6 protein-coding genes are annotated in these 12,175 nt (G+C 43.0%); 2 read left to right on the top strand and 4 right to left on the bottom strand.

Translation table 11 applies throughout. The features are described from left to right. Window positions 1-7 precede the first annotated feature (7 nt). The gene (locus tag ODOSP_RS16055) at window positions 8-1,435 is read left to right on the top strand and encodes a RagB/SusD family nutrient uptake outer membrane protein (RefSeq protein WP_013613342.1); all 1,428 of its coding nucleotides are present in this window, start codon (window positions 8-10) and stop codon (window positions 1,433-1,435) included. Window positions 1,436-1,523: 88 nt separating this feature from the next. Then, entirely contained in the window at window positions 1,524-2,687 is a 1,164-nt protein-coding gene (locus ODOSP_RS16050) for a thioredoxin family protein (RefSeq protein ID WP_013613341.1), read from the top strand. A gap of 64 nt (window positions 2,688-2,751) precedes the next feature. Here the strand turns inward: ODOSP_RS16050 and ODOSP_RS16045 are convergent, their stop codons facing one another. The 4 genes from ODOSP_RS16045 to ODOSP_RS16030 are packed head-to-tail and all read right to left on the bottom strand — an operon-like array spanning window position 2,752 to window position 12,175. Next, window positions 2,752-4,944, bottom strand: a complete 2,193-nt coding sequence (locus ODOSP_RS16045; RefSeq protein ID WP_013613340.1) for a HEAT repeat domain-containing protein — start codon at window positions 4,942-4,944, stop codon at window positions 2,752-2,754. Window position 4,945: 1 nt separating this feature from the next. Next, entirely contained in the window at window positions 4,946-7,114 is a 2,169-nt protein-coding gene (locus tag ODOSP_RS16040; protein WP_013613339.1) for a HEAT repeat domain-containing protein, read from the bottom strand. 2 nt (window positions 7,115-7,116) lie between these two features. Next, entirely contained in the window at window positions 7,117-9,327 is a 2,211-nt protein-coding gene (locus ODOSP_RS16035) for a HEAT repeat domain-containing protein (protein WP_013613338.1), read from the bottom strand. 25 nt (window positions 9,328-9,352) lie between these two features. Beyond that, window positions 9,353-12,175 (bottom strand): M16 family metallopeptidase, encoded by a 2,823-nt coding sequence (locus ODOSP_RS16030; protein ID WP_013613337.1) that lies wholly within the window; start codon window positions 12,173-12,175, stop codon window positions 9,353-9,355.

The following is a 12,175-nucleotide window of genomic DNA, read 5'->3' as shown; positions in this document are numbered from 1 at the left end:
GACAATAATGAAAAAATACATTTATCCGATACTCTGCACCCTACTGATAGTAAGTCAAGGATGCGACCATTTTTTGGGAAACAAACCGAAAGGGTATGCTATTCCCGAAGCTTTTGAAGACTATGTGAAATTGTTTGCCAGTCAGTCTCTCAATAGCTGCATGAGCACAGATGCATTTTATCTGACAGATGACGTGCATTTATTGGACGATACCGTTTCTGCTGCCGACCTGGCGTATGCAAACCAAGATGACCACGAGCGCAATCTCTACTCATTCAAAGGCGGACAGATTTACACGCCGGGGTCAGATGACAACTTGTGGAATGCCGCTTATGAGCGTATTTACACATTCAACACTATTATCAACAACGTGCTTTCCTCTACCGATGCCACCGATGCAGAAAAACATCGCCTGCGCGCCGAAGCGCTCTACCAGCGTGCTTTCGAATACCTGGCATTGGTCAACATCTACGCCCGCCATTATCACAAAGAAACGGCAGCAACCGATTATGGCATTCCTTTGATCACAAAGGATCTTGTAGATCAAACATACACCCGTGCCACTGTTGCCGAAGTATACAAACAAATAGAGGATGACTTAAAAGAAGCTTCTAAAAGCCTGAAAGAAGTCCCCATTAACTTATTCCATCCCTATTTAGGCAGCCTTCACTCTTTTTATGCCCGCCTGTATCTCTACATGGGACGTTATGACGATGCTCTCACCGAAGCAAAAGAGGCACTGAAACTGAACGACCAATTGCAAGATTTACGTCCTTATCAGACGAAGGATAAAACTACCTGGGGACGTATCGTCTTGCCCGATGGAACACCAATGCTCGAAAAGGATGACAATCCGGAAGCCGTATTTGTCCGTCTGCAAAGCGGACGTGTAACCATTCCGGTCAGCAAGGATTTTCTTGCAACATTTGAGCGTAACCTGCCTGCAGGAGCAACAGACCAGCGCCGTGCTTTGTTTTATGCCGACGATACCGTCAACATGGGACGTACCGATTATTTTTACGGGGAGACTTGCTATATTCTATATGCTTATCAGAACGTAGGTTTCTCCACTGTCGAAAACATGTTGATTGCCGCAGAATGCGAAGCCCGCGTCGGCTCCAAAGACAATGCAATGAGCTATGTGAACAAACTGCGTGACAACCGCATCAAAAACAACGTAGCCCTGACAGCAACCGACAAGGACGAAGCGCTCCGCATCGTATTGGACGAACGTCGCCGGGAATTTGCCTTCACGGGTTTCCACCGCCTGATAGACCTGAAACGTCTCAATTATGAAGACAAATTCAAAAAAACCGTCACCCATACGGCAGACGGCGAAACCTTTACCCTTGCACCGAACGACAATCGGTACATCTTCCCGATTAATCAAATGATTTTAAATTACAATCCGGGAATGCCGCAGTACGAGAGATAAAAAGTTTCAAAGGTTACAACGGTTAAAAGGAACGACTAAACCGTTGTAACCCCTGTAACTGCGATAATTTTTGTAACTCTGAAGTAAAATGAAAAAATTAATTTTCCTGTTCAGTCTCTTTATCGCCTTCCAGGCAGTTGCCCAAGAAGGTATCCGATTCCGGCATTGCAGCTGGGAAGAAGCCAAAGCTATGGCAAAAAAAGAGAAAAAACCGATTTTTATCGATTTCTATACCCAATGGTGCGGTCCCTGCCTGAATATGGCTGAAAACATCTTCACCTTAGGAAGTGTAGGTAATTTTTACAACGATCATTTTGTATGCCTGAAGATCGATGCAGAAACAGGCGAAGGAGTCGAATTAGCCAAAAAATACGAAGTAGCTTCCTTCCCCACCTTTGTTTTTGTAAATCCCAAAACCGAAAAAGCAATCCATATCTCCGGTAGTAATCAAGACCGGGAAACTTTCCTTTTCACCGGAGCTTCGGCCCTGGATCCCCAAAAGACCTCTGTCTATCTGATGGAACAACAGAAAGCAGGCAATACTAAACCGGAATTCCTACTCGATTACGCTTATTATGCAGCCTCCCGCTATAACCGGACAGAAAGCGAAAAATGTGCCGAACAACTGATCACGAAGCCGGGTTATTCACTGGAAAATCCGAAAGTATGGGCCTTATTCGTGAAATCCATCCACGGACGGGACAACAAACTGTTTAAAATGCTTTGTTCCGATATCGACAAATACCGCAAAATTCACGGAATCCAGGCAGTAGACAGTAAATTATTCAAAGAATGTAACTACTGCCCGGATGCCGCCGAATTGGCAGCTCTACCCGATTTCGAAGGAAAAACATTCCTTACCCGGAAAAACGAGGCCGACCGACTGATTAGTGCCGAAAAATACGAAGAAGCTGCCCGGCTCATCGACCAAATGGTAGCTGATCCCGGTGCTTTCCGTGAAGAACTTTGTATGTATTTTCGCTTTATGACCCGTTCAGCCACTTACAAAGATTATCCGGAATTCTGGAAAGAAAAATGCCTGGAATATTCGCGGTATATGGCTTACAACATGCCCGACCGGGACGAAGCCATCACCTACTTCGATTACCTCAGCCAATTGGAACACTATCTGAATACCCATCCAGAAATTCAGCAACAACTACCCGATTGTCTGAAAAACAAACCCAAATACGGAGCTCAGGAATTGTCCATGCGCCCCGCTCAACTCAAACAAAAACCCAAAAAGAAATAATAAATATTAGTGACCGCACTCAAACGAATAGCGAGTACGGTCACTGTTTAAAACCTGACAGCGTTTACTTCAACCGATTCTTTGTCTTAATAGCTTCATTGACCAACTGCAGATTTTCATTGGCCCGGATAAGCTGCTCACAAGCGGCAATAATTTCCGGTCGTTTTACAGAATGCGTATACCAGCTTAATGTCTCCACTGTTGTAATCCTAAGCTGCATATCGCGGGAGCTATCCAAAACAAAAGCAATCAACAGTTCTGCGGCTCCGACTGCAGGGTGATTCCGTTGACGGACTATATCAAAACTTTTATCCTTGGCAGAAGAAGTAAGATCACTAATGACACCGGCTGCACTCTGCCAGGAATTCTGGTTCCTTTGTACCAGACTCAGGAGTTGCTGTACCACTTCCTCTTTATTTACCCAATGTCCACTTGCCCCGGCCTGCCGTTTTATTTCTGCGGTCAGTTTATCCATATCCATCAGCATGATTGCGTCCCTTGCCTGGTAATTTACACGAGCGGACATGTTTTCATTCAATAAGGCATAAACCAGAGCAGGTATCAATTCATCAGTTCCCAAATTCCCGATATACTGAACGGCAAAACGCCGGACCAATTCATAACTATCACATACTGCAAGTTTCAAAACATCCACCAGTTCCGGACTATTCATCTGATACAACAACTTCATACACTCCATACGAACTACTCCGAACAAGGAAGCTTCATAAGTCTTTTGCAGTAACTCAGGCAATCCGGGAGCATGATTTTCATACAACTTCCGTAAAGCCATACATTGCACATCTGCATTCGGATAGTTCAACAGCTTATACCACATGGCATTGTCCTTTTTGCTTACAACTATTGCCCGGTTCATATCTAAAGCAGGATCTACCGTATTTGCAAAATGATAAGTCGGATCTCCGATAATATGCGTTTCCAAAAAATGGACATGACGGCCCCATTGCCCGATGCGTACCCCGCAAGCCAATAGTCCCAGATATTCATCCGGCCATTTGTCCTGTATGGTATTGACGGTATTCCCCTGAGTTACCACTGTATTTCCATCCCCGAAAATATAGGCATTGGCAATACAGTCATCCAGATGAAAAGAGCCGTTATAACAGGCATCAAACATTACAAAACAGGCATTCGGACGGATAGCATGAATATCGCTCAGATGAATATCCATACCCGCATTGAAAAGCGAATCTTTTCTGATCACTTCCGGCTCCAGAGCATCATCCAGCCATTCTGAAGGTACACCCAGTGATTTTATATAATCCTGTTTGGTTTTTTCCACATCCTTTTTCCGCTCATAGGCCGTCAACACCTTACTCCTCAAATAACGCTTTATGTTATCTATAGAAAGATTCACCCCACTTCCCTCCGGGTATCCGTTCAGATATTGGGTATCATCTGCTCCATGATGATGAAACAGTACTATATCAGCAGTTTCCCGCTGAACGGCTGTCATATAGGGAATTCTGGCCGGCCAATTGAAATCATAATCGTAAAAACGGATGTAATTGCCACTTTTAAACAAGGACGGAAACTGTTCTTTTAGTGCCAGCTGTTCTCCTGCCCAAGCATCCCGGGACTCGGAATTATAGCCATGTCCACGAGCCATAGTCAAGTCGTTCAATGGATTCTGCTGAGCTTTCAGACGTACCACTTTTCTCAGGTAATTGTCCAATACGGTATATTTATCTTTTCCTTCTCGAGCCATTGGTTTTATGCGTCCGGAATAAATATCCGACTCAATGGTCATTGCAGAATGAGGATTCAGACTATAATAAAAATACAAAGGCTGTAAAGAATCCTGTTTTAAAAAATCAAATTGCAAATCAAAGTCGTCATAATAACGGTCAGATGGAATACTGGACTGCTGCCAGGGACGTTTCTGATCCATTTTAAAAGCAGACGTCAGGAATTGAGCATCCCGGATCATGGGAACTGGCACATCTCCGACCAATGCAACCCCTTCCAATGGCATTTTTTTATCAGCATAAAGCTTCTTTAAGATTTCCCGGATCGCATCCGGATTCTCCCATTCATCCACCAGAATATAAGTAGCCAGTCCATCCCGTTCAATAGCATCCCGATAGGCTTCAATAGAGGATTTTACCCGGTCATAACTCTGCTTGTCCACAACAATAGCAAAAGAGGTCGGCGTTTTTACTTTCGGTTTGATTATCTCAGGTTTTGCCCATAACAATAAGGGGGCAAAAAGAAAAAATAAAAGTAATGTCTTCATATCATTTCAATCGGTTAATAGTTTGTTCAACTTCCAGTTTCACTTTTCCAGGCATTTGATCACGTTTCAGCATATTCTCCAAAGCCTGACGTATTTCATTTTTCCGATAGGAATAATTAAACCATCCCAGTGCTTCTGCCATATTCACCCGAACCTCTTCTGCCTGACTTGCATTCTCAATAATAGACAGATAGGCATCAATATTTGCATGACGCGGATAATTCCGGACATAACGGATAACTGAAATTTGTTTCTTTTGAGGAGAACGGGCATCTTGCAGCATGGCCAAGGTCTGTACATTATCAGCTACATCTTTATTTAACTGTTGCATCAACTGACTGGTATTTTCCTCTTTCGCCAAATATACCCCGGCTCCCTGCTTCTCCGGCAATAACATCAATGCTCCCTGCAAAATATAATTCACCCGTTGCGATTCCGGCTGATTCAACAAAACATCTACCACAGCTTCAGCCAGGCGGGGATCTCCGCACTTACCAGCATATATTGCAGCATTCCTACGTATCAGCTCATAAGCATCATAAAGTCCTAACCGGATCGCTTCCACAAAATCTTCATTAGCATAACGGCTCAATAATTTCAATGCCTCCATCCGTACACTATTAAAAGAGGAGCTCTGAAAAACGGTCAGCAGGCGGGGAGACATCGTTTTATCCGTATCATTCTCTACCAACATCCGCAAGGCCAAAGATTGAACGTCTGCATATGGTGAATCCAGATATTTCTCCCATACCTCCCGGTCATTTTTATGAATAACCATATCCATACCCAAAGTATTGGGAGCAAAAGGGGTAAAATGAAAAGTAGGATCACCGATAATATGTCCTTCCAAAGTCGCAATCAGCCTGTTCCATTGTCCTACACGCACTCCCTGTGAAAGCAAACCGATCATTTCAATTGTCCAGCGATCCTGCAATACATTCCGGGAATTACCTTGTGTTACTACAGTATTTCCATCATTAAAAATATAATATCCGGCTATATATCCGTCTTCATGAAATGAACCGTTATAACAAGCATCAAACATCACAAACCGGGGATTCGTTTTCAGCTCCTTCAGATCTTCCAGGACAATTCCGGTCTTTAACCGCTCCAGAGAATTCTGCTCTGCAATCTTCTCCATAGAAAAATCTTTGAAAAAGTCTGGTCCCAAAGCATATTCCTTAGTAAAATAAGCCATAATCTCTTCCGGAGTACCTTTTTTCCTTTCAATCTCCCGTTTCACAAAAGAATAAATGGACGATTTAATATAATTCATATACCCTTGCAATCCAGCCGGAGCAGGTCCGTCACAAATATATTGACGATCAGGAGCCCCGTGTTCATGAAACAGCATGACATCCATCTCATCCCTTTGGAGTTCATCGAACAGACGGTATTTCATGTAATCTTCCATCCGGAAATTCAGAAATTTTGCTGTACGGGAATTTTTCCAGGCCAACGGAAAATTTTCAGTCAAAGCCAAACGCTCATCCATCCAAGCCAGTAAACATTCTGAATTATAACCACTTCCCGTAAAGGAAACAAAGCAATCCAAAAGATTGGCTCTCTTTTTTTCCCGGACAGCCTTCGCCAGGTATTTAGCAATAGCTTCATACTTATCCCCTCCCCTCGCTTCAGGATATTTAATTCTTCCGGAATAGAAGGTCGGACGCAACTGTTGCGGGCTATCCTCCCGTAGTTTATAATAAAAATGAGAAGTATTCACTGAATCCTGACAAATAAAATCAAACGTCAAATGCAAATCATCATAAAACCGGTCAGAAGGTACAGAAGACTCCGGAAACGGGAATTCGTCTTCATTCATTTTAAAAGCAGTTGTCATATGCTGTGCATTCCGGATTAAAGCCACAGGAATGTCACCGATAAATACCACACCCTCCAATACTGGTTTCCGCTTATTCAGTTTTATGATTTCAGCTTTCACCTCATCCGGATTTTTCCAGTTTCCACTGACAATATAAGTCGACAATCCATCTGCTTCCAGAGCATCCCGGTAAGCTTCTACAGCCCCTCCGGTCTTTTCCAGAGTCATTTCATCCACTATAATCGCAAAAGCTGTTACATGCTGACTTCTGGGTTTCTGAATTTTTACTTTCCCAAACCCCGGGATAACCCAAATCAAAAGACTTAAAAAAAGTATTATTTTCATAGTTATTTATTCTTTATTTGTTGCGTTAATCGGTTATATGTTCTCTCTGCCTCCTGATATATATCTGTATTTTTATCGGTTCCCTGCAAAATCTCTTTACAGGCTTCGATAATATCTGCTTTTTGATCAGACAAGGTAAACCAAGCCAAAGATTCAAGCAAAGCTTTACGTATAACAGGAGATGTATCCACATCTTTCACCAGAGAAAGGTAGACCGGAATTCCTGGATGGTAATTGGCATTTTTCAAATAACGGATCTCCATCAGTTTTTCTTTCTCAGAAACTTCAGGATTCAACATATCCCGGATTGCAACGTATTGCCGTTCTCCTTTCAGAACCCGCTCCAGATTTTTCCGTACCCGTTCTTTATCCAATACAGAAGAACGGGTAAGCACATCTTCCATTGCCATACGGACATCTTCCCAACGATAAAGCCCCAAAGCCATCTGTACATTAAACACCACCCTTTCAGAAAAATAATCATTAACATAACTCTCTATGATATAAGGTAAAAACTCTTTTGAGCCTACCTGTCCCATCCGATGAATCGCAATCCGCCGGATAAATTCGTAAGGATCGGTTGTTGCCTGTTTGAGGACTTCCCGGAAATTCCTGTCATTGATCTTTTCCAGTAATGTCATACAATTATACCGCACAACCGCATAAGGAGACTTCCCAAAATAAGTTTTCAATGTATCTGAGATTCCGGGAAATCCGGCATGATATAATTTCAGCAAGGCCACATTCTGTATGTCAGCAAGCCCAGAATTTTTCAATAAAGACAACCAGAAATCCGGCTTCTGATCTGTTCCCAGCCATTCATTACAATTTATACCTTCCACCGAAGGTCTGAAGCAGAAAGTAGGATCGCCCAGGATATGAGACTCCAGAATATTGGTATAGCGGGCCCAGAATCCTAAACGGGTTCCCAACCCCAACAATCCAAACAAATCATTGGCCGATTTATCCTGAAGTACATTCACTGAATTAGCAAAAGCAGCCACACATTTCCCGGAAGAAAAAATATAACGCCCGGCAATATAATCGTCTTCCCTGAAATCTCCATTATAACAGGCATCAAAAATAACAAAGCGGACATTAGGGGCAATCCGGGAGACATCCTCCAGAACAATGCCCATATGTACATTTACCAAGGAATCCTGCCGGATCATCTGAGTATCTGTAATACCTGTCCACCAACTCGTATCTACCTGAAAATCCTCCGACCATTTGCACATCCGTTTCCGGAAATCTTTTCCATCTTCTGCATCCTGACGCAACTTCAGACGAACTTCCCGTTTCAAAATTTCCATATGTTGTTCATAATCGTGGGTAGACGGTACAGCCGAAAGATACTGTCTGTGAGGCAACCCATGTTCATGGAAAATCATCATATCCAAGTCTTCCCGTTTCAAGGCTGTAATCACATCATCTTTGGGATAATCCCACATACTATAACGCATAAAACGGGCATTATTTTTCCGGTCAAAGACTCCCGGCAATTGTTCCCTCAAAGTTTGTTGTTCCGCCCGCCAGGCTGTCAGCGAATTTGAATAAGAACCTTCCCCCGTATAAGAGACAAACTGATCCAGACGGTTAGCTTCCTGATGTGCAGCCACAGCCTTGCTCAGGTAATCACGGATTTGCTGATATTTATCCAAACCTTCGGATATGACAGGTTTAATACGTCCGGTATAAATGTCACAACGAATATCCTGAGGAGAAACAGCGGACAGATTATAATAAAACATCAACGGATTCAGACTATCCTGTTTGAGAAAATCAAATTTCAGATCAAAATCATCATAAAAACGGTCTGACGGGACAGAAGAACGAATCATCGGATATTTCTTCTCATCCATTTTAAAAGCAGAAGTCATATGTTGCGCCTTACGAATCATGGGTATCGGAATATCTCCGATAAAAACAGCCCCTTCCAGATGTTGTTCATTATATAATTTCAGCAATATCTCCCTGAGTTGTTCCGGATGTTTCCACCGGTCTGCTACAATATAAGAGGGCAGTTGTTCTGCCTCGAGAACATCCCGATACCGTAATATTTCAGCCTGACATTTTTGCCAGGTTGTCAAATCCGCAACAATAGCAAAGCTTGTCTTTCCTGTTGTATGCAGGGGTTCCATCCATATTTGTCCCCAAGATATTGTGGCAACCATGAGAGCCACAATCAGACTCATTAATTTATAACACATCATATATTCTATCATTTAATCACTATATTTATTTTTCCGGCACTCCCTCTTTATTTACCACTATCACTTCTCCCAAACCGGCTTTTTTTACCCTATCCAATTGTGTCTCAGCATCTCCCACCACCACATAAAACATCCGGTCGTAATTCAGCCATTTCCGGATACATTCCTGAGCTTGCTCCGGAGTCATATCCCGAAGCATCTGTTCCTGGGTTTTCATAAATCCGGCAGGTAACTCATAAGCAGCTATTGCTTCCAAAATATCCAGACGTGCATCCGGCATTTCAAAAGCTGCCGCATTTTCCCGGAACATAGCATCCCGTGTTTTATCCAGTGTCTGAGCAGTAAATTGATTCCCATAATCTGCAATACATTCCCTGAACAATAACATTGCTTCCGGAGTATAAGCAGCCTGTACACTGGAAGTGGCCCTGAATTCGTTCAGATATTTTCCACAATCAAAAGAAGAATAAGCCCCATAAGTATATCCCCGTTTCAGTCGCAGGACATCAAATAAGAGGGAATTGGAAGAAGCTCCCAGCATTTTATTGACAATCACGGCAGGATAATAATCCCGGGAAATTCTCGGCATCGCCGGAGCACCCAACAAAATATAAGACTGTTTCGCTCCCGGATAATCCACAAAATATATTTTTGCCGGCGGAGCTGTATAAGTCATGTTCAGGCCCGTTTCTTTCACGTCCTTTGCGCTCCAGTCGTTCTCCAAAGGTCTCAATAAAGACATCACTTCTTCTTTGGAATATCCGCCGACAAAACAAAAAGTTGCAGTTGAAGGAGATATATGTTTGGTATAAAACTCTTTCAAATCCTCCAGCTGAATGGAATGAATACTTTCCTCCGATCTCCATACTGAACGTGAAAGCACATTATCCGGTCCGTAAATCATTCTCCGGAAAACATTCCGGGCAATAGTTTTCGGAGTGGTAACACTTTGGTGAATACTTTCCCTCATTCTTGTTTTCGCCAGTTCCATTGCTTCCTCATCCCAACGGGGCTCCAGTAACATCTCTTTTATCAATTGTACCACCTGAGGTAAATTCTTTTTCAGACAATGCCCGGTAAGTTGCATCCGTTCAGCCGAAGCACCTATTGTTGCCCTCGCTCCCAATTGTCCGAAAGCAGCTTCCAGTTCTTCTGCAGTTTTCATCCGGGTACCGCTATTCATCACAGCAGCAGTCAGCATAGCGACCCCTGATTTGTCAGCAGTTTCACAAAGCATACCAGAATTCAGAATAATCGTAAACTGAACAACAGGTAGTTCTGTATATTCCATTCCCAAAATCTTCATCCCATTCTGAAGCTGTCCTATCCAGATTTCCGGTATATTCATTTCCGGTTTATTATCCATCAAAGGTGGTTCGGCAGAACGATCGATTACAGACGGAGTAAACTCAAAAGATTCATCATCAGTGATCGCTTTCCCGTCGGAAGCCAATTTTTGTCCTACATAATCATCCTGCTCCACATTTACCGGTTCAGAACCTGACAGAGCCAAATCCATAGCCCCCACAGGTACAGTACTCAAAGCGACAAAATGCCGTCCCTTGACATATTGACGATATACCCGCATAATATCTTTTTTAGTAACGGCTTTATACTTGCTCAGTTCTTCCACACTGCGGTCCGGACTTCCTCCGAACACATTATTCCGGGCCAAAGCCTGAGTTTTACTTTCCAAAGCCATCATCACATTATACATCATCGTCTCCTGCATAATTTTCAGCCGCTCCAGATCGCTATCTTTAATCTCTTCTGTTTCAAAACGCCGGAAAGCTTCCTGCATTCCCTTATAAATATCATTCAAATTTCCTCCTCTAAAAGCTTTGGCCGAAAGAGATATCTGCCCCGCCAATTCAAAAGCAGACGTAGCTACATTGGTATAAGAGGTCAGTTTTCTTTCTTCCACCAACACTTTATAAAAAGGAGAACCCTTTCCATAAGATAAGAGCAAGGCCATCATCCGCAGAGGATAGAAATCGGGATGGTACTGTTCCACTCCCGGAAAAGCAATATCCAGACCTGCCACATTTGTAAACTGATCTTCATAAACCAATTTCCTGGTTTTTTCCAGTTTCACAGGTATAGGTTTCACTTTCTCCACCTTTTCCTGTGCCGGAATTTCGCCAAAATATTTCCCAATCAATTCCTTTGTCTTCTCCCGGTTAAAATCCCCGGCAACTACCAATGTAGCATTATTCGGACCATAGTAGGTCCGGTAGAACTCTTTTACATCCTCTACCGTAGCACTCCTTAAATCAGCAATTGAGCCGATCACAGGCCAACTATAGGGATGGCCCTCCGGATAAAAATATTTCAGCATCAAGGCATAGCTCTGTCCAAACGGACAATTCTCTCCCTGTCGTTTTTCATTCGACACGACATCGATCTCCCTTTCCAAGCCGGCCTGAGTGACCGTATTGATAAAAAAACCCATCCGGTCCGACTCCATCCACAACACTTTTTCAAGGGCATCCCGGGGAACCGTTTCATAATAATTGGTTCCATCCATAGCAGTACTTCCATTGCATGTTCCGCCCAGTTCCTGAATTTTTTTGAAAAAAGCATTTCTGCCGAGATGTTCCGAACGCTGAAACAACATATGTTCAAAAAAATGTGCAAAGCCCGTCTTTCCTGGCTTTTCTTTTGCCGATCCCACATGATACTGAATAGCCACCGATACGATCGGATCCGACTTATCCTCATGTAATACCACCTCCAACCCATTTTCCAACACATATTTCTCATAAGGAAGAGAAAATTCTTTCTCTTCCTTACAGGCTATTGCCAGAAAATAAATACATACGATCCATAAAAACGCCCTGATTCCCAT

Origin of the sequence: Odoribacter splanchnicus DSM 20712 (genome assembly GCF_000190535.1) — a bacterium.
GTDB classification, from domain to species: domain Bacteria; phylum Bacteroidota; class Bacteroidia; order Bacteroidales; family Marinifilaceae; genus Odoribacter; species Odoribacter splanchnicus.
This window is presented reverse-complemented; position numbering and strand designations above follow the sequence as displayed.

What these genes read in the sequence shown, in the direction of transcription:
- ODOSP_RS16055 (WP_013613342.1), top strand. Translation starts at nt 8, where the DNA reads ATGAAAAAATACATTTATCCGATACTCTGCACCCTACTGATAGTAAGT.
- ODOSP_RS16050 (WP_013613341.1), top strand. Translation starts at nt 1,524, where the DNA reads ATGAAAAAATTAATTTTCCTGTTCAGTCTCTTTATCGCCTTCCAGGCA.
- ODOSP_RS16045 (WP_013613340.1), bottom strand. Translation starts at nt 4,944, where the DNA reads ATGAAGACATTACTTTTATTTTTTCTTTTTGCCCCCTTATTGTTATGG.
- ODOSP_RS16040 (WP_013613339.1), bottom strand. Translation starts at nt 7,114, where the DNA reads ATGAAAATAATACTTTTTTTAAGTCTTTTGATTTGGGTTATCCCGGGG.
- ODOSP_RS16035 (WP_013613338.1), bottom strand. Translation starts at nt 9,327, where the DNA reads ATGATGTGTTATAAATTAATGAGTCTGATTGTGGCTCTCATGGTTGCC.
- ODOSP_RS16030 (WP_013613337.1), bottom strand. Translation starts at nt 12,175, where the DNA reads ATGGGAATCAGGGCGTTTTTATGGATCGTATGTATTTATTTTCTGGCA.